This is a genomic window from Paenibacillus sp. LT-B23, assembly GCF_059417685.1.
In genome coordinates this window covers 72,464-92,419 of record NZ_JBSQBM010000016.1, presented here as the reverse complement: position 1 = coordinate 92,419, position 19,956 = coordinate 72,464, and the positions used below count along the sequence as shown (strand labels likewise).

The window sequence follows — 19,956 nt, the reverse complement described above, 5'->3', positions numbered from 1 at the left end:
TGGATTCATGATCAACGAATACTAACACAGCAGCGTAGCTGCCCTGAAGAACAATTATTTGCCGTTGGATTCATGATCAACGAATACTAACACAGCAGCGTAGCTGCCCTGAAGAACAATTATTTGCCGTTGGATAACAATTATTTTCAGGAGAGGTGAACAAAGTGAACATTGGAATTCCGAAAGAGATTAAAAACAATGAAAATCGCGTCTCCTTGACCCCTGCCGGTACAGCTCAGATGATCCAGCACGGACATCACGTATTTGTGGAAAGTCATGCAGGGGTTGAAAGTGGCTTCACGGATGGAGATTATGCCACGGCGGGTGCAACGATTGTGCAACATGCAGCGGATGTGTGGTCTCAGGCGGATCTGATTATCAAGGTGAAGGAGCCGTTATCCGCAGAATACGGATATTTTCGGCAAGGATTGATTTTGTTCACCTATCTCCATCTGGCTGCCGAGCCGGCACTGGCACGGGCTCTGACGGAAAACGGCGTAACTGCCATCTCCTATGAAACCATAGAGGTCGGGGGAAGCCTTCCGTTGCTTACCCCGATGAGCGAGGTCGCAGGTCGAATGGCTGTGCAAATTGGTGCACAACTGCTAGAAAAGCCGAAGGGCGGCAAAGGCATCCTACTGGCAGGCGTGCCGGGAGTCAAGCGCGGCAAAGTGACCATTATTGGCGGCGGGGTCGTTGGCACGAATGCTGCCAAGGTCGCCATCGGCCTAGGCGCGAATGTGACGCTGATCGATCTGAGCCTGCATCGGCTGCGCCAGCTGGACGATATTTTCGGCAACCAGCTTCATACGCTGGTGTCCACACCATCCAGCATTGCCGAAGCCGTAGCGCAGAGCGATTTGCTGATCGGTGCTGTCCTGATCACTGGAGCCAAAGCCCCTCGTCTCGTAACGGAGGCTATGGTGCAGACGATGCAGCCCGGTTCTGTGATTGTGGATGTCGCTATCGACCAGGGAGGTATTGTCGAGACGATTGACCACATCACGACACATGATCAGCCAACCTATGTGAAACATGGCGTCATTCACTATGCCGTGGCGAACATGCCGGGCGCAGTCCCGCAAACCTCGACGCTTGCTCTGACAAATGCGACGCTTCCCTTTGCCCTCCAGCTTGCGGATCAGGGCGTGCAGGAAGCCCTTCGTAAAAGCAAGCCGCTAAGTAGCGGCACAAATGTCCTGAACGGTCATATCACCTACGAGGCGGTAGCCCGTGATCTGGGATATCCTTACGTTCCGGTAGATCAGGCGTGGCAGGCAAAAACCCTAAAATAGAGTCTGCGGTAGTTCAAAGAACCACACGTTCTTCCCCTCAGGGCATGAACTGTGTGGTTCTTTTTCTTCTAGCTGAATCCATTGTTCTCGCTGCATATCAGACGATTTCTGCCGTCAGAAACGTCTGGAGACGGCGGTAAATATCTGTGATCTCTTCCAGCGACATGCGAACCAGTCCGCTGGACGAAGGGGCTACAAATTCATGCATCTCGGGGATCAGCGGTTCGGGCTGGAATCCCCAATCTGCTTTGGATTTTTTACTGTATTCGGTATATACACCTTTGCCGACAAAGCAGGCTACCTTGGGTCGGTATTCCTTTAGCTTGGCATATAGCTTCAGACGTCCTTCGGCGTATTCCTCGCGGGCAATGTCCTCCACTCCCCTCGTGGGCCGGGAAACAATGTTCGTAAAACCATAGCCAAGCTTGAGCAGTTCCCCATCCTCCGATGGATCGTACAAGCGAGGGGTCAAACCCGCTCCCTCCAGTATGCGCCAAAAGCGGTTGCGCGGGTTCGCATAATGATGCCCCACTTCGCCTGATTTCAAGCTAGGATTGAAGCCAATAAATACAACAGATAATCCGTAATCCAGATGATCATCTACCTCATGCAATTCTGCCCTGGTTCCTGTTCCTCTCTCTGCCATGGCACGCCCCTCCCTCAAACGATATCCAGCGGCTGCTTCCGCGTAGGCGGCGGAAAAGCTTCATCTATTTGTTGCCGTTGTTCAGGAGTGAGCCGGATATTCGCTGCCGCTGCATTTTCCCGTACATGCGATTCCTGCACCGCCTTCGGGATTGCCCAGACATCACCGTCCCGTATGACCCATGCGAGCGCAATCTGGGATGGCGTTACCCCGTGGCTGGCAGCGATGTCCACCATCACGGGATGTTCTAGCAGTCCCCGTCGCAGACGTCCGCCTTGGGCAATCGGGCAATACGCCATCACGGGCACGCCATGTGCACGGCTCCAGGGAAGCAAGTCATATTCAATCCCCCGCGAAGCCGCATGATACAGCACTTGGTTGACCGCACAGGCATCGCCTCCGGTCAGGCTCCAAAGCTCCTCCATGTCGGATGTGTCCAGATTGGACACGCCCCATTTGCGGATTTTGCCCTGCTCCCGCAGTTTTTCCATGCCTTGTATCGTCTCTTCCAGCGGGATACTTACCCGCCAATGCAAGAGATACATGTCCATGTACTCTGTTCCCATGCGGGTCAGGCTCGCCTCGCACGCTTGAGCCAGTCCTTGGCGGTCTGCATGATGAGGATAAGCCTTACTGACGAGATACACCTCGTCCCGACGGCCCCGAATGGCCTCCCCGACGATCTCTTCTGCACCGCCCTCAGCATACATTTCAGCCGTATCGACCAACGTCATGCCCAGATCCAAGCCAAGTTGAAGCGCGCGCACTTCCTCTTGCCGAAGCGAAGCTTTTTCACCCATATGCCATGTGCCCTGTCCGATCAGAGGCACTTCACGGCCGTCAGCCCATGTGATTTCACTTTTCTTCTGTTGGCTCATGCGTTCTCCCTCCTTACTATATCTGCTCAGGACTCATCTGCTCAGGAACCTGATGCCGCAGGCTTGTCAAAGACATGGCTCTGCGTCCAATGCTGTCCACCATCCGAGGTGGTATACATTACCGGAGCCTTCTCTGAATCGGAGAAAATAGCCCAGCCTTCCTTGGCGTTGGCCATCCCGATTTGCTGGCTGCCATAGCCGTCAAAGCTTTGCTTGCCGTTGTTCCACGTCTTGCCTCCATCATTCGTCCAGCCAATGGTATTAGGCTTGTCGCACGGTGCGCAATAGCCACCCATCAACGCGGTACTGCTGTTTACTGCATAGAGCATACCCGGTGCCGCCCCTTCATTCTTGGGAACCTGATTGTCTTGCTGGCTAATGCCGGGAGCCGGACCTGCGCCAGCGGTGCCATTGGCCAACACAGCACGCCAGCTTTGGCCGCTATCGGCGGTATGCCAGAGCGAATATGAGGTCTGATTCATGCCCGTATCCCCGACCAGCTCAATCCATGCGTTTCCGCGTTCTACCGAACGAATGATTACACCGTTCAGAGGGGCTTCGGTTTTCCGGGACAAAACGGTGGTCCACTTCTGGCCGCCATTCGTTGTGTGTAAGATACCGAACGATCCCTCTTTGCTTTGCGTTACCGCCCAACCGTTGTGCTGATCATGATAGTATGGTTGTCCAACGGTGTGATCAGGTACGGGAAGCGCGGACCAGGTTTGGCCGCCGTCCTTCGTATATTGGTTTCCGCTGAATCCTTCCTTGGACGATACAAAGTGTAGAAAGCCCGCTTGTCCTTGCTTCGGCACTGTCCCGATATTTTCCCAGCGCTTGCCTCCATCCTGAGTCGCCAGCAGCGAGCCGCTGTCTGCCATGACGGCCCATGCCTGCTGCCCATTCAAGGCAAAAATTTGCTGCACTGTTCCTTGACCCTGATATTGCACATCCCATGCCGCTCCGGCTGAACCGGATGTGCCTGCGTCTGTCCGGGCAATCCATCCCTTCCCGCCGATCCATCCGGATTTGCCGTCGATCAGGCGCAGCGCGGTAACATCATCCATGCGAACCTTCGCCGCATTCGCATCTGTGGATGCTTGTCCACCAGCCCCCGATACCGTGTCTGTACCGCCAGTTGTGGCATTTTTTCCGTCAGAAGCGGTCTGCTGTCCAGGTGTATTTACAGCGGCTCCCGAAGCACCCGGTTGCGTGGAAGCAGAATCCTTTTGTCCATCCTGAACGGTTTGTCCGTTCTGCTCTTTCTGTCCGGTCTGTCCTGCTTGTGTTGTATCTGCTCCACAACCTGCTGTCATGATGGATACGGCGAGCAAAAGCGCCCATGCCGGTAACTTTTTCTTCATTTTCGTTCATCCCCTTACTGTGTTGTACAATGCTGCGCGGGTATGTAACCGCAGCAAGGTATATCCTATGTATTACCCTGCTGTCTTCGTTTCACTCTTGACGGATGGAAACCCAAAATCGACTGTATGGAAAACCTCGTCTACGGATTTACAGGAACAAAGCCGCCTTTTTCAATGATCCGTTTGCCTTCTTCGCTTTGCAGCCACTGTAGCAATCGCTGAACCGAAGGGCTGGACTTCTCTCCTTCCCGTGTGACCACGAACAATTGAGCGGTGAACGGATACTGTTGCGAACGGATATGCTCCTTGTTCGGCACCACTCCGTCAATGGACAAAAATTTAACTTCTTGCCGCTTATGCATCACATTGGCAAAATAATAAAACGAATACCCGAGCGCATTGTGATCTTCGTTAAAATCAGCGACTGCATTAATCATACCACCCATGATGCCAATTGTGCGCTCCCGGGGCGGCTCGGCCATCTCATGGTTTGCCATCACTTTCTTTTGCATATACGTCTGACTTCCCGAATTTTCTTCCCGCTGATAGGCTACAATCGGCTGATCCTTGCCTCCCACTTCACTCCAATTATGAATCGAGCCTTCATAAATACGACGAATCTGCTGTGAAGACAGATTATGAACCGGATTATCACTATGAACAAGGAAAATAAATGCATCCCGCCCAATTGGAGTCAGCTTCAATTTCACTCCCCGATCTTTCGCAAGTTGCAGTTCCCCGTCGGATGGTCCGGCCACCAGAATGAGATCCGCCTTCTTGTCGATCAGATTTACATACGCCAGATGCGTTGTGTTGAATTTCAATTCGTGAGCCGCACGTGCTTTGCTCATTCCGGTCAGCTCATGCAGCATATCCTGTGCGAACGGAATCGCCGCTGTAGCCCCATCGACCACTGGAAAATCCCTTTCTGCAATCAACGGGCGATGAGGCAGCATCAGCGTAATGGTCAGCACAATGACGAGTGCGGCAGACATAGCGGCCACGATCCATTGCCATCTACGATCCACCTTTCCGTTCTTTCCTATCACCGCCGGATAACGGTCCACCCCAACTCCTATTACCATTCCGGTGATCGGCAGCAGTGCAGTCAGCAGAAACCAGATTTCACCATGCTGTGTGTACGGCTCCAATACCTCCAGCACAGGCTCCGCCCACGCGTGATAGATTGAAAACAATTGCCACGAACTCCCGCCCACCTCGGACGGTTGGCCGCCAGAGCCTTGTAACCCCACAATCCATAAACCCAGGCCGCTTAATAATGATAGCAGCCCGGTCAGCATGAGTGGAAGCTTGCGCAGACTGGAAATACGCGCACTCCAGGCACCGTAAGCTGCAAAAATCAGGCCGACGATCCAGGCGTACAAAATCATCATCACAATGACCGCAGGATCCGTCACAGCCTCACGCCTCAACAGAAGCTGTACATTAGATGCCACAGCCATACTCCAAAATACATTAAACATGACTGAAAACAATCCAAACATAAATGTACCGCCCAGCCACGACCAAAACCATGCTGACCGCATGGAAGGGCCTTTTTCCGGCTCGGTTATAACTCCCTTTGGATCTGACATGTACATCCCCCTATATCATTTAAATGAAATGAGTCTTTAAGCCACTGCTTTTTCATTGTACAATTATGGTAAAGATTAGTATACGAGGGGATGGTAAAAATGTCCTTATCCGATCACCGGGATAACACATCCGATATGGCCTTGCTCCGAAAAAGGCATGATGACCTCTGGAAATCCTTGCAACATATTCCGGCCGAGGACGCTCTCAAGCTGCTTCACAGTTTTTCAACACAAATCGAGATTTATCATGAAAAAAAGCATAAGGCCGCGGATTGGAAAAGCAACTTGAAAAACTACCTGAAAACTCCCTTGCCCTATATTGCCATCGCCGTCGGTATTTCACTGCCAACCGCCGCATGGCTTTTGATTTTGTTTTTACCATAAATAAGTATGCTAAAAAAGGCCTTCCCTTAGAGGAAGACCTTCTTGGTATTGAATTCAACAATTCTATATCGCTCTTGCTTGGATCAAAAAACGGTGCTGCTTCACGTCCCAATACCCATCACATTGAATGTCCAGATGGAGACCATACAACTGTTCTATATATCTCTCTGGTAGAAAATCAGCAATCTGCCATTCAATCGCCTTTAAGTAGTAGACAAGCGCTCCAATATCGTAAAACCGCTGTATCGGAAACTGTTCCCGCTGCTCCACGATTTCGAAGCCGTTGCTTTTCAGACCGGTAATCGCTTGAGAAAGGGACCAGTCCGCATACTCGCTATAAGGCGCTCCCAAACGGTCGTTAATGCCCACACAATCCAGGCCCCCCACCTGTTGGGTCAAAAACATCCCGCCCGTATGCAAAATACGCCTCACTTCCGCTGATGAAAATGCCTCATGCTTGTTCAGCACGAGATCGAACCCGTTATCATCCAATGGAAGTGAGTCGTCGTCATCTATAGCCATCACGCGTACGCCCAGCGGCTCCAATCGTTCCTTGGCAACAGGAATATTCGGTGCATATGCTTCTGTCGCGCATACGATCTCTGGAAAAGGACGCAGCCGTGACAAAAGTTCGCCTCCGCCTGTTCCCATATCCAGCATCGCCGTGGAAGAATGGATGAGCGTCATAGCCTTGCTGGCATAAGACCAGTCCAAGGGCTCGCTCGCTACGCGTCCTGTATCCGAGATGAATGAAAAATCCCATCCGGCAAAGGATTGCTTATAGTGATCCAACAACTGTATAAACTCACGATCTTCTGTATATCTCATATTTGTACTGCTCCTTCCTGAATTGGGCTGACATCATTTACCGAACGTTATACTCTTTACGTTCTGCGTTCTATCTCTATATACCTCTACATCTGCCCAAATCAGGAGGAATTTCTTATCTGCCGTTCGGTGCCGTTTTAAGGAGTGGCGGGTAGAGCCTTTGCAAGCTCAGGTGTCATGTCTTTTGGAGTTAATAAATAATAGCCTGTGTGAGCATTTAAACCATATAAAGGTTTGATTTTGATCTGTATCAGGTAAGTGCCCTTCTCCATATCCGAAGTATAGTTATAGGATCTGCGGTTTTCCAAAATAGCTTTCCAGAGCTTCATATCTTCAATGACGATTGCTTTATGCTTCTGCTGTATATCTCTGAATAAATTGACGTCTTCGATATACTGACCAGATTGATAAGGTTTCATCTCCTGAGAAACAATTGGAACAGCACGCACAGAAAGTATATCCTTCGACGTGACAATTACCCTGTCGGCATATCCCTTCTGTTTCAGCCAACCCTCCAGTTTGTGAAAGGATAAACGCCAGTTATATGCAATATTACGAGCCCATTCCGGCTCATATTTGGAAATAAAGGAGGCTTTATGCAGAATCTCGATATTCCCCAGCGGATAACTTCCAGACTGCATTTCGCTATAGCTCATATCCAAAATTTCTTCTTTCAGCACAGCTTCAAATTCGCGAATTTCTTTCGGATCGGTCAGTATCACCCTCCGTTCCTCATCATCCCCTGATTTAATGCTGATCGTTTCGGCTGCACCATATAGCTTATCCAACGAGTATGCTACTGTTTTGTACGGCTCAGACATCATGACCTTTGCCAGTTCTGCCCGGAAAGGCTGCTCGGGAAATGTATAGCTTCGGGTCATAATTGAACCATCGTCAAGATGATAGGCAATGGCTATCATTTGAAGAGGTTCATCTTTGGTCATGGGCGTCTGTCCTGATGAATGTGCCCGCACGAGTTCACGCTGTAAATTCAGCACAGAAGCGATATAAGCTTTATCCTGCGAAAAATAAAGATCTTTTCGTGTAATGCCCCCATCCAAATACAAACTTGGTCCGGCATAAACTTGCTCCACGGAATGCGCAGTCGGAATTCGATCTTCGTAACCTACCCAACTTGAAGTCGGAATGTACATTGCCAGACCTAACACTGCGGTGTAAGCGACCAATTCCAGCAAAGCACGTACACGTACAATTTGCCACGTCTTGCGAATCACCATCTCCACAGCGATATAGCCCAAAATAGCTCCAAGTATATAGCCGAAGATAGACCAGTCTTTACCTTGTCCGCCTACGCCATTAAAATAGTCCCCTACTAGCAGCATAGCGCACAGCATCACACCTGCTTTAAATAAGGGCTGGAAGAAGGTAAATGCCATTGCTTGCGTTGCCTTCTCTACCAGCCGTTTGCGATACAACACATAGCTCAAGATCACAAACAGCAGAGAAACACCAATATAAACAAGCAGTTCAATATATGAAAATGGCGTTCTCAGCAATTCCGTAAAGCGAACAAACGGCGATAAAGAATGCCAAATATTATTGTTACTACGTAACTCCATGCCATCACTATAACGAACTATTGTTCCACTGGCCTGATAGTAACCGTACAAATGATGCCCCAGAAAGCGACTTATCATGGATGACAGAAAGAAGGGGAGCATCATCAAAACGTACACTACAGCAATTTGCAGCAGCGATTGCCCTACGCAAATACCTACAAACACAGTAAAGGCGAAAAGAAAAATGCTAATGACCGAGACGACCAATGCCCATGATCCAACATCATTCATGTGAAAAATATAAGGCAGATCATTCGTGGCGTTAACCCAAGCCGTCACTCCCGCCGTGAGCCACACGGGTACGAGCAAGAGGATAAGACCACTGATCAAATGTGCCGTTAGCAGATGTTCCCTGCGTAATGGCAGACTGTGATATAAATCAGATGGCCCCTGCCGCTGAATAAAACGAGTCAACATCACACCTGCCAGCACTGGTACGGTCAATAAAATCATATTTTGCAAATCATTACCTGAGTTTGCACTATCGAACAGGCTTCTCAAAACCGTAGGCACCCGTTCGCGTCCGATACTCATAAATAACGGCAGCGGCACTGTAAACAATAATCCCGCCAAGTACAACAGACCGATCCAGCCATGCTGTCTCAGGCTTTGGCGAATCACGCCGCCGCTACAGAAGAATCGGTTGGATGTCATAACCTGCGTCCTCCATTTCATAAATGAAAATTTCCTCCAGCGTCAACGGCAGCAAATCGAACACATGCGGCTCATACGCCTGAATCGTCTCTGTAATCTGCTCTCGTTCACCCCGGATAATAAGCAACAGAACACTTCCTCTGCGCTCCTTATGTACAACCGGAAGTTGTCCACAGACGGCTTCCTCATGCGTGCTGTCACGAAAGGCAACCTGCACCTTATGCGTATCGGACTTGAGGTCGTCAACCTCTTTTTCCAACAACATACGTCCCTGATGCATAATGCCGACATGATCACACATGTCTTCAATTTCACGCAAATTATGGGATGAAATCACGACAGTCATCTCGCGCGCGGCGGTTTCCTGGAACAGCAGATTTTTAATCATTCGTCGCATTACCGGGTCCAGTCCATCAATCGGCTCATCCAGAATCAGCAGCTCAGGCATGCAGCTCAAGGCAAGCAAAAAAGCGGCCTGACGCTTCATCCCCTTGGAAAAACGGTGAAGCTTACGCTTCGGGTCAAGCTTGAAAATGTCGGTAAGCTGTATGTAGCGTTCCTCACTCCAGCTCGGATAAATGGAACGGTAAAACCGGGCCATCTGGCGAATCGTCGCTTGCGGGAAAAAATAAGGGGTATCCGGCATAAATAGAATGCGCTGCTTGACTTCTGGCTGCTCATACACCGGCTGTCCACCGATTAGCGCCTTGCCAGTATCCGGTCTGTAAATCCCGGCGATGATTTTGAGCAGCGTCGTTTTACCTGCTCCGTTGGAGCCCAAAAGTCCAAAAATAGAGCCTTTCTTCACCGTAAGGGCGAGCTGATCGACAGCCTTTTCTTCTGTAAATGTCTTTGTGACTTCCCTTAACTCAATCAAGGGACATCCCCCTTTCCTTCAATTGCGTAGCTTCCACGTATAAGGCGTCCACTTCCTGCTGCGTAAAACCGAAATAGACAGCTTCGATCATCTGCTTCAACAGAGCCGCCCGAATCTCATCCCGCTTCATTTGCTGCGGCTGATGCTCGGCAGGGGTGACAAAGCTGCCCTTGCCTTGGATGGAATAAATGTATCCTTCGCGTTCCAGCTCTCGATACGCCTTCTGAATCGTATTGGGATTCACCGTAAGCTGAGCGGATAAAACCCGTACCGAAGGCAATTGCTCATCCGGCTGAAGCGATCTGTATACGATCATTTCCTTTACCTTGTCTATTAACTGTTCGTAGATCGGCTTACGACTGCGGATATCCAGCTCGAACATGGACTTCCTCCTTTCAAGACTTGATCAGGTTCATCTGCATCCTCTTTACTGTTCTAACTGTACTATTATTAATAATACAGCTAGAACAGTTTGTCAATCATTTCTTTGGTTATTTATTACAGAGCAAAGACCAACTCAGAAAGCTGGTCTTGAAATCATCGTTAACATTCCACTTGAACATAAAAATAGCCGTGATGCGTTAAGCACCACGACTGGCATTTCTTTTTAGCATTCCGTCGATTCGTAAGGCTCGTCACAACTTATATTCGCAGGTGCTTCCCCTTCTGGCAGCATAAGATCTAGCTGAAACCGGAACGTGGCTCCTCTGGCCTCGTTACTATCCACATCAATGGAGCCGCCCATCAGACTGACCAGGTTTTTGCAGATGGACAGCCCCAAGCCTGTTCCTCCATATTTCCGGTTCAGTGCCGGATGAAGCTGGGAAAAGGGCTGAAACAATAAATGCTGGCGATCTGCGGGAATACCGATGCCGGTATCGGTTACACTGAACTCAATCAAGCATTTCTTTTTACGGCTGCTGTAAGCCTTGCTCTCGGCAAAGATGTTTACACGCCCTCGCTCCGTAAATTTGATTGCATTGCTCACCAAATTCACCAGCACCTGCCGGATACGCACATGGTCACCGACAAGGACCCCCGGCAATTCCTGATCCACGTGCCACTCCAGCTCAATGTCTTTTTCCATAGCCTGCTTGAGAAATAGGTCGGCCACATTGCCCATCATATCCTCAAGTTCAAAAGGCTCGTGCAGCAACGCCATTTTTCCAGCCTCAATTTTGCTCAAATCCAGTATTTCATTCAATATCTGCATTAAAGCACTGCTGCTATTGGTAATAATATCGATATAACTCCGCTGTTCCTCATCCAATTCAGTGTCTGCGAGCAACCCGGCCATCCCGATAATTCCGTTCATCGGTGTACGAAGCTCATGACTCATCACAGAAAGAAATTCTGACTTGGCCCGGTCGGCCCGCTCGGCGGATTCCTTGGCGCGGATGATTTCCTTCTCATTCGTCATATCCACAAAAACCATTACGGCCCCTTTACGCTCTCCATTATCCATCAGGGGACTGATCCGGTAAGAGACAAGGAAGCTGGACCCGTCTTTTTTCCAAAATACGGCTTCCTCAGCCTGATAAGAAGCACCACTGCGGATCGCTTGAAGAATGGATGGCTGCTCATCTGGATAATGTCTGCTAAACTCATCGACATGGCGGATCATGTCCGTACATGTCCCGCTCAGCGGATTTTCCGATCCTACTCCAAACATTTCGACCGCCGCCGGATTCATAAAACGGACATGCCCCTCGGTGCTCAAGCCCACAATGCCTTCAGATACCGCGTTCAGAATGAGTGAATGCTCGTTGCTGAGCTTTTCGATTTGGGCGATGTAGCTTTTGAGTGGGGTGACATTTTCAATGATGCCATAGCAGCCGACAATTTGCTCATGCACAAAAATCGGGATATTGGTTACCTTGATAAACAGGCGCTCCCCATCCTTATGTATGAACTCTGATTCATAGGTTTGCGTTTCTCCCTGTTTGGCCAGCTCCATATGATGCCTAATCTTGTCCTGTTCCTCGGAAGAAGCCATCGCAATAACTCCAGCCTCGAGCAGTTCCTCCCTCGTATAACCGGTAAGCTCCTCCAGACTGGGATTTACACTCAGGATTTGACCTTCCATATTCATGGCGCATATGCCGAGCGGGTTATGCTGGAACAGGGATTTATAACGGTTCTCGCTTTCACGAAGACGCTGCTCCATCTTTTGGTGTTCCGTGACATCCTGTATCATACCGACAATTTGAATCGGCTGTCCTCGCTCGTCCATTTCTGCTTCCCAGGTCGAACGCAGCACTTTTTGTTCACCATTAGGCAGTACTATCCGGTAAAAGGTTTCTTGATGAATCCCTTTTAAAATGACGTTCGTAATAATCTCGATCATTCGCTCTTTATCCTCTGGATGGATAACATCCAGAAAAGAATCAATACTTGTCTCGACCGGCTTTACGCTAAAGCCGAAAATGCTGCGGAATTCCTTGGAAAAATGCAAAACGTCGTTAACCAAATCCCAGTCCCATGAGCCAAACATCGCCAGTCGCTGGGCTTTTGCAAGATTATCCTCACTCTTCTGGCGCTCCGTGATGTTGCGACCAATAGACAGAACCCGCTTGATCTGACCTTCCTCATCCCGAATAATGCGGTATGACACTTCCAGCCACAAATAATGTCCGTCCTTGTGACGCACACGCCGCTTCATAATACCTGTTTCCTGGAAGATTCCATGTACGCGCATATAATCGGCATCTTCTGCATGATAAAATTCGAGCCGTTTTTTGCCGAGCATTTCCTGCCTGGTGTAACCAAGAAGCTTCTCTACCGAAGGAGAAACATATTGAAGGTTGCCATCCGGCGTGCTGAACGAGATCACATCCGGCGTATTTTCTGTAATCAGCATGTACAAGTCCTCATTGTCCGAGAGTACCTGCTGCATGTCTTTTTTCTCCGTGACGTCTATCGCGTAGGCAATCAGATACGTTTGACCGGTAGCCGGGTCATCAAATATCGTTAATTCCAGCGATAACCAGGCGGATGTCCCCCGCTGATGTCTTAAACGAAGCTCTGCCTTGTACACTTGATCCGTAGCTTTCAGCCATCCCGCATAGGCGTCCCGCAACGCTTGTCGATCTTTGTCTCCTTTATACAACAAATGATAATATCGGGTTTTCAGCAATTCCTCCTGCTTGTATCCGACCATGTGGCAAAGGGCGGGATTGACGTACAGACATTTTCCGTCCCTCGAAAAAATGGCTATCCCTGTCGGGGCATGATTGTACATGTGTTCCAGCAAAGGCAGTCGTTGAGCAGCAGAAAACACAATAAATCTCCTCCTTTGTGGTTTATGAGGGCGCAGTCTAACATGCATGCACAAAAGATTGCCGATGCAGATCCATCGGCAATCCTTTGATTATTTTTTATACCACCCGGCTCAGAAAATGACGCAAAAACCGCTCCGCATCCACCTCAAGTGCCACGTCAATACTTGTCTGCGAATGAGCTTGATCCTTGTCCGTTACTTCACGGGTACGACCAACCTCGGCGGAATTCCCCACCTCGACGGCAATGTGCATCGGGCGCGTCTCCACAAAGCTGGAATCAATCGCTAGACCTACGGCCAACGGATCATGCAAAGCACAGCCCGCGATACCGGGTCTGAAATTACGATAGGCTTCCATATAGAAGTCCGTCATATCTGCCATAAACCTCCCCAGCTCGGTCCCTTGCTCACGCCATTTGTCCACCTCATGCTGAGGAAGCAGCGTCTGCATAGTCACGTCCAGCCCAACCAGCGTAAGCGGGAAACCCGCTCCCAGCACATAAGCTGCGGCTTCAGGATCGGCATATATATTCGCTTCAGCGGTCGAGGTTACGTTGCCTTTTACCGTGACTGCGCCGCCCATAATGATCAGACGATCAAGCAATTGCGGCAGTTCGGGACAGCGATCCAGTGCAATCGCAAGGTTCGTCAGTGGTCCCACCGCAACAAGGGTAAGCTTGCCTTCATAATGACGAGCCTGTCCGATGATAAAATCAGCAGCATCACCAGATGCAGCCTGTCGGGAAGGCGAGCCCTGCAACTGGTTGCCAATCCCGTCCTCGCCGTGGATATGCCGGGAATACGGCTTGAACAGTTCTCGGGCATACGGCTTTTGTGCGCCGGATACGACCGGAGCGTCTGCACCGAGCTTTTCCAACAAGATCAGCGAGTTGCGTGTCGCTTCTTCAACCGAGATGTTGCCAAAGGTAGTTGTAATGCCAAGTAGCTCCAATTCCGGCGAATGGACCGCGTACGCAATGGCAAGCGCATCGTCAATGCCAGTATCTACATCTAAAATGAACCTTTTGCTCATGATGATCCTCCACAGTAGAACAGCATTCTTTTTTCCATTATACTCAATTTAAATGAATATTCCCTCCCTTTTCTCAGTAGAGGGAAACATGGAGCTTCTGTAATCTTCCATAAAATGAAGAAAGCTACGGCAGATTTTGCCGTAGCTTATCATTCAACGTTTCCAAATTATTCAAGCACATTCTATCCTGTTTAAGGCTCGATTCCCCACACCAGCTTATCATTATGGAATAACGTTACTTTATTCCATTCTGTATAAGAGGTTTTGGTTGGATCGAAGGAGTAATCATTGGATTCGTCCAGGTTAGACCAGTCGCTTTTGTTGATGCGGATCTGAATATCACCTGTTTGCGCTCCAGCAGCAAGCGTGCCGGCAGCAGCACTGAAACCAATTTCAATATACTTGTCTGTAATGGTACGCAGCACATTATCATTGCCTACTTGCGCATAGTCTACTGCGGATTGCAGCTCCTGGCTGCCATCTTTCGTGAAATAGTAACGGACTTTCAGCTCACTCAGCTTCACTGGTGTTGTACCTTTATTTTTCAGATTTAAGAAAGGCTTGACTGCGTTATTAGCTGGATCGGTGTCACCGGCCCGATACATTACAACCAGATCACCCGCTGGTTCTGTAGGGTCCGTTGGATCTGTCGGTGTACCTTTTGGCTCAGCGCTTACCGCAGTGGAATCCTCGCTTGTTCCTTTCGTATTCGTAGCACTTACAACATAGAAATAAGTTGTTCCGTTGGTCAGCCCCTTATCTGTGTACTCTTTCTCAGTAACAAGAGGTGCAACGGCTGTAAAAGGACCTGCTTCGCTGGTTGCACGTTTTACCGTGTAGCTGTCGGCCCCAGTGGACGCATTCCAGGTCAGCTTCACTTCCGCATTACCCGCTGTCGCCTTTAAGCCCGCTGGTACTGCCGGAGCGGCTGGTGTAGGAGTTGTTCCGCCACCAGATGAAGGGACAATGGCTGGATATGCATTTTGTACCAGCATCACAAACTGATCATGGAACCAAGCTCCTGAAATAGGTGCGTTCGGTAAAGCATCTGTTAATGTGCCATCCTTGGTGGTATAGGTAGGATCACACATACGATCAAAGCCTTTACCTTCATCGTTCGGAATGAGCGAGCTGGAACCATCGGAATCACCCGGAGGTTTCGCCCATACATAAGCATCGACATGGGAAGCTGGAGCTGTTTGCGGCGGCGTACCCATACCTGCTCCGCTGTTATTACACCAGTTACCACGATGCGAGCGCTTGTCTACACGGCCTGAGTTCACATAGGAGTTAATATCACTGCCGACAGCGGCAGTCGGACGATTAGGTCCTCCCCATCCGTTACGGCCTGTATCAATGAGCATACCGAGTGAGCTCGGCCAGCCTGCATTCACAAAGTCTCTATGCAAGGACTCTGTGAAATCCAATTCATCGAAATTAGGATTCCATTCGTAGTATTTGGACGATTTGATCGGCTGTCCGCCGATATTCAGGTTTGGATCGGGTAGATTAGGTTCTGTCAGCGGTGTAGAGTTGGCTGTATTCGTGATAAAGCCGTCCACGCTGGACAGTCCTTTGCTCGTATCTCTGAAAACATTCGTGAACAGTGTGACAGTTGCTGAGCGGTTGTTATCCCAACCCAACCAACCGGAGTGACCGATATCTACATATTTGTACACGTTCGGAATCTCGTTCAGCTTATTCATTGTATACTTGATCCCGGCTTCATAAATACCTGTAGATTTGGCTTGCGCACATTTGGGATCATCCAGATTGGTTACCAAGTTTGGTAAACTGTCTGGTTCAATGATCGCTACGATGCGAATATCCTTATATTTGGGATTGGCAAAAATAGCAGCAATTTTATCGACATAATCCTTTTTGTACGTTTCCAGACCCGCTTGGGTCAGCGGCAGCTCACCATTGGAGGCCAAGGCATGGCAATCCCGTCCGGGCAGATCATAAACAATGAACTCAGCCGTAATCGGTGTGCTGCCTTTCTTTTGCGCCAATACTTGATCTAAATGCGCCTCCAGGCCAAGCTTGCCTCCACCGCCGTTAATGGCAGCGATGCGATCAAGCCATACGGCTGTCGGGAATGTTTTGACAGTTTGCATTTTAGCTTTCAGATTGGCATCAGTAATCTTGGCAATCGATGTGTCGACACTAGCCGCATAATCAGGACTAACGTATTTTGTCGCCCCTTGGTAAGGATTGTCCACATGGGATTCTGCATGTATTTTATCCGTAAATCCTGCACCTGGTAGAAAGCTGCTTGCGACGAGTGATAGCGCAAAAGCATACTTCATGCCTTTACGAAGCACTTGTTTGGTTTTCAATTGCTTCACCTATCTTTCCGTAAATTTTGTTGAATCTTCCTATGTCGGCACCTGATCGTTACATCATTAAATGTGTGATACGCTCTCTTTTTCCAAAAATCGGCGTTCATAGATGCAAAAAGGTAAGCGCTTTCTATTTTATCCTGCGCTTCTATCTTGCTCTTTTCTTCACCTCCTATGTTAGATTATAGAGAGCTGGAAATCCGCTGTAAATTGAATAAATCAAGAATTAAATTATTAGTTAGGCTATAAATTGCCACTCTGTCGGTCTTTTTTACTGCTATATTTTCCAGGAACCGGTTCCTTTATTTTAAGGAGTATCCGCCCTGTGGCAAGCCCTTTGGGCGAATTGGGGCATCGACATGGGGAGAAGAGATTTGTAATAACAAGGCTGTATTCTTTAATTTCCTTCGACCCGAATCGACAACCATAAACCTGAAGATATGAAATCTGAGGGGCGGCTATGCCTAGCGCTCATATCAGAAAAGGGCATTTCCAGGCCATCACGGCACTGAAAATACCCTTTCTACCACTACGACTATTGAAAAATGCTCTGGACGTTTAGGCTTCGCTAGTTTGCACCTTTTCACGGTCCTTGCCTTTGTCCGACTCACCAGCATTTTTGTTCGCGGCATCCCGGTCCAACTGCATTTCCTCGACCGTCTTGACCTTGATCCGCGCCGCTCCCTCGTAATCGCGAGTCGGGATCAGGTTGCCAGCAGACAGACGTTCGCGCGCCTCAACAATCGCTGCTCCATATTGCGGCAACCATGCCTCCTGCGCTACCAGCATTTCATCGACCATTTGCCAGATTTCCTTCGGATTACATACTGCACCCACCAGCGGATCCATCATGAACGCCTGCCGCAACAGCTTGTCGTCCCCATGCACGGCAGCTTCAACTGCCAAACGCTGCACGGAAATGCTGACATTGCAGACAGCCGCAGGACCGAGCGGCAGTTCACCCACATGAGGCATGGAAATGCCGTTACGATCTACATATCCGGGTGCCTCAATAATCGCATCATCCGGCAGATTGGAAATCACTCCGTTGTTGACGACATTAAAATGCCCCCGGTATACACGTCCGGTTTCCAGTCCTTCAATAATGTAAGAGCCATGCTCTTCACCGCGTTTCTCTGCCTTGTACTCCAGTGGATCTTCCTTCATCCAGTTTGGAAAATCTGTTTCAAACCAGTTGCGTCCTTCCGTACATACACGCAGATAGCCTCCCGTTTCTCCATTGATCCAGCTTCCCAGATCAATCCAGTCGAGAATTTCATCCGGACGCTTCCGATACCAGGGAACATACTCGCTTAGATGGCCGTTCGATTCGGTGCTGTAATAGCCAAAACGGCGAAGCATGTCGATGCGTACCTTTTCGGTGCGGCTATATTCAGGGTGTTTTTCAAAAGCCTCCAGCAGTCCGGCTGTCAGATCCTTGCCTTCATGTGAAGCCTGAATGTACCACGTCTGGTGATTGATTCCGGCACACACAATGTCCACATCCTGCTTCTCCAAGCCGTATACCTCGGCAATTTGGTGATGTCCATGCTGTACACCGTGACACAGCCCAATCGTACGTACGCCGCTGTACTTGTTGCAGGCCCAAGTGATCATCGCCATCGGGTTGGAGTAGTTCAGCAGCAGCACATCCGGTGCGCTTAGCTCGCGGATATCCTTGCAGATGTCCAGCATTTCCGCAATACCACGCTGCCCGTACATAATACCTCCTGCACACAGCGTATCGCCCACGCATTGATCCACGCCGTATTTCAGCGGAATGTCTACATCGGTCGCAAAGCCTTCCAGCCCCCCAACCCGGATCGTACAAATCACATATTTGGCATCCTTCAAAGCCACTTTTCGGTCCGTAGAGGACTGTATTTGAATGGACAAGCCGTTCTCCCGAATGTCCCGCTGACATAGCTCAGTGACCATATCCAGATTGTGCTGATTAATGTCCGTAAAAGCCACTTCAATCTCGTTAAATTCCGGCACCGTCAACAGATCTCGTAAAATTCCACGGGTAAAGCCGATGCTCCCCGCTCCAATAAAAGCCACTTTAAATGACACGGTATTCAACCTCCAGCGTTAGAATTGTAGTATACCGTCATTGTAGCAACTTGCCAGAGGGAAGCGTTATCAAAATCATGACCAGATTCGTGTTTAGGTGTCAAAAATCCTAACCTTTATATCAACGGGGGCCATAATGTAGTAACATAAAGAAAATATTTGAAAGCAAGGAGCAGCCTGAGAATGAGCAAAAAGATTATTTTTTTAGATATCGATGGAACGCTGGTCAATGATGATGGTATGGTCCCCGAATCTGCGAAAATCGCATGTACGGAAGCAAGGAAAAACGGTCATCTCATTTATCTATGTACAGGCCGCTCCAAAGCGGAGATTTACGATTTCATCATGGAAGTGGGTTTCGACGGAATTATCGGAGCTGGCGGGGGCTTTGTTGAAATCGAGGGTGAAATGCTATATCACCACAAAGTATCGGATGAAGATGTAAAACATATGGTGGATTACTTTAATGAGCACGATTTGGACTTTTACCTGGAATCGAACGGGGGACTGTTTGCGAGCAGAAATTTCCTGCCCCATGTGGAACAGCTTATTTATGGTGATGTAGACAATGATCCTGTAGCCCGAGAGAAAAAGGAACAACGTCCTCATCCTTTTATAACTGGTCTAACCCTAGGAGAGGACAACCTGTATCGTAGTGACGTGAACAAAGCGTGTTTCTTGGAAAACAAAAACGTCCCTTTTGAACAGATCAAAAAGGAGTTCGCGGGGAAATTTGAGGTTATTCAATGTACTGTATCTGCTTTCGGGCAAGACAGCGGCGAGCTAATGGTGCCCGGTATCCACAAAGCCGTCGCCATTGAGAAGCTTATTCAGCATTTGGGCATATCCAGGGAAGATACGATTGGAATCGGGGATGGCATGAACGATGCCGAAATGATTGAATATTGTGCGCTAGGAATTGCCATGGGAAATGCCAAGCCGGACCTCAAAGCCATTGCCGATGACATCACGGATGCTGTAGATGAAGATGGGCTGTTTCATAGCTTTAAGAAGCATGGTCTGATTTAGTGAGGTTGTTTTTTTATACTTAAGCCCCTACGACCGTTCAGGACTTAAAAACGTCCTGAGCCTACTGGTAGGGGCCTATTTTATGATAATTCTACTCTGGT

General features: G+C 49.1%; 15 protein-coding genes. 3 read left to right on the top strand and 12 right to left on the bottom strand.

All coding sequences use genetic code 11. The features are described 5' to 3' along the window. The first annotated feature begins 164 nt into the window (after window positions 1–164). Window positions 165–1,295: an alanine dehydrogenase gene (gene ald / locus ACWXW9_RS19740; protein WP_494930800.1), complete on the top strand. Its 1,131-nt coding sequence runs from the start codon at window positions 165–167 to the stop codon at window positions 1,293–1,295. A 97-nt stretch (window positions 1,296–1,392) separates the two neighbouring features. Here the strand turns inward: ald and ACWXW9_RS19735 are convergent, their stop codons facing one another. The 4 genes from ACWXW9_RS19735 to ACWXW9_RS19720 all read right to left on the bottom strand — a co-directional run bounded on the left by ACWXW9_RS19735 (window position 1,393) and on the right by ACWXW9_RS19720 (window position 5,775). Continuing rightward, entirely contained in the window at window positions 1,393–1,941 is a 549-nt protein-coding gene (locus ACWXW9_RS19735; protein ID WP_494930799.1) for a mismatch-specific DNA-glycosylase, read from the bottom strand. A 14-nt stretch (window positions 1,942–1,955) separates the two neighbouring features. Next, on the bottom strand, window positions 1,956–2,819 hold the full coding sequence (locus ACWXW9_RS19730; RefSeq protein WP_494930798.1) for an aldo/keto reductase: 864 nt from the start codon (window positions 2,817–2,819) through the stop codon (window positions 1,956–1,958). A 41-nt stretch (window positions 2,820–2,860) separates the two neighbouring features. Continuing rightward, a complete protein-coding gene (locus ACWXW9_RS19725; RefSeq protein ID WP_494930797.1) occupies window positions 2,861–4,180 on the bottom strand; it encodes a hypothetical protein in 1,320 nt (439 codons plus the stop codon). A 140-nt stretch (window positions 4,181–4,320) separates the two neighbouring features. Then, complete coding sequence (locus ACWXW9_RS19720; RefSeq protein ID WP_494930796.1) at window positions 4,321–5,775, bottom strand: PstS family phosphate ABC transporter substrate-binding protein; 1,455 nt, start codon at window positions 5,773–5,775, stop codon at window positions 4,321–4,323. 99 nt (window positions 5,776–5,874) lie between these two features. On the opposite strand from ACWXW9_RS19720, the gene ACWXW9_RS19715 reads away from it, so the two are divergent. Further along, the gene (locus ACWXW9_RS19715) at window positions 5,875–6,159 is read left to right on the top strand and encodes a hypothetical protein (protein ID WP_494930795.1); all 285 of its coding nucleotides are present in this window, start codon (window positions 5,875–5,877) and stop codon (window positions 6,157–6,159) included. 63 nt (window positions 6,160–6,222) lie between these two features. Here the strand turns inward: ACWXW9_RS19715 and ACWXW9_RS19710 are convergent, their stop codons facing one another. The 8 genes from ACWXW9_RS19710 to ACWXW9_RS19675 all read right to left on the bottom strand — a co-directional run bounded on the left by ACWXW9_RS19710 (window position 6,223) and on the right by ACWXW9_RS19675 (window position 18,826). Further along, complete coding sequence (locus tag ACWXW9_RS19710) at window positions 6,223–6,987, bottom strand: methyltransferase domain-containing protein (RefSeq protein WP_494930794.1); 765 nt, start codon at window positions 6,985–6,987, stop codon at window positions 6,223–6,225. Window positions 6,988–7,124: 137 nt separating this feature from the next. Next, the gene (locus ACWXW9_RS19705; RefSeq protein WP_494930793.1) at window positions 7,125–9,221 is read right to left on the bottom strand and encodes a multidrug ABC transporter permease; all 2,097 of its coding nucleotides are present in this window, start codon (window positions 9,219–9,221) and stop codon (window positions 7,125–7,127) included. After that, window positions 9,196–10,098, bottom strand: coding sequence for an ABC transporter ATP-binding protein (locus ACWXW9_RS19700; RefSeq protein ID WP_494930792.1), 903 nt, complete (start codon window positions 10,096–10,098; stop codon window positions 9,196–9,198). The genes ACWXW9_RS19705 and ACWXW9_RS19700 overlap by 26 nt, the downstream gene beginning before the upstream one ends. Continuing rightward, complete coding sequence (locus ACWXW9_RS19695) at window positions 10,091–10,480, bottom strand: GntR family transcriptional regulator (protein ID WP_494930791.1); 390 nt, start codon at window positions 10,478–10,480, stop codon at window positions 10,091–10,093. The genes ACWXW9_RS19700 and ACWXW9_RS19695 overlap by 8 nt, the downstream gene beginning before the upstream one ends. Window positions 10,481–10,705: 225 nt before the next feature. Then, a complete protein-coding gene (locus ACWXW9_RS19690; protein WP_494930790.1) occupies window positions 10,706–13,378 on the bottom strand; it encodes a PAS domain S-box protein in 2,673 nt (890 codons plus the stop codon). Window positions 13,379–13,475: 97 nt separating this feature from the next. After that, complete coding sequence (locus ACWXW9_RS19685; RefSeq protein ID WP_494930789.1) at window positions 13,476–14,411, bottom strand: nucleoside hydrolase; 936 nt, start codon at window positions 14,409–14,411, stop codon at window positions 13,476–13,478. A gap of 191 nt (window positions 14,412–14,602) precedes the next feature. After that, the gene (locus tag ACWXW9_RS19680) at window positions 14,603–16,759 is read right to left on the bottom strand and encodes a glycoside hydrolase family 6 protein (protein ID WP_494930788.1); all 2,157 of its coding nucleotides are present in this window, start codon (window positions 16,757–16,759) and stop codon (window positions 14,603–14,605) included. Window positions 16,760–17,311: 552 nt separating this feature from the next. Beyond that, the gene (locus ACWXW9_RS19675) at window positions 17,312–18,826 is read right to left on the bottom strand and encodes an alpha-glucosidase/alpha-galactosidase (protein WP_494930787.1); all 1,515 of its coding nucleotides are present in this window, start codon (window positions 18,824–18,826) and stop codon (window positions 17,312–17,314) included. Between the two features lie 183 nt (window positions 18,827–19,009). Between ACWXW9_RS19675 and ACWXW9_RS19670 the strand changes: the two genes are divergently transcribed. Further along, the gene (locus tag ACWXW9_RS19670) at window positions 19,010–19,855 is read left to right on the top strand and encodes a Cof-type HAD-IIB family hydrolase (RefSeq protein WP_494930786.1); all 846 of its coding nucleotides are present in this window, start codon (window positions 19,010–19,012) and stop codon (window positions 19,853–19,855) included. Window positions 19,856–19,956 lie beyond the last annotated feature (101 nt).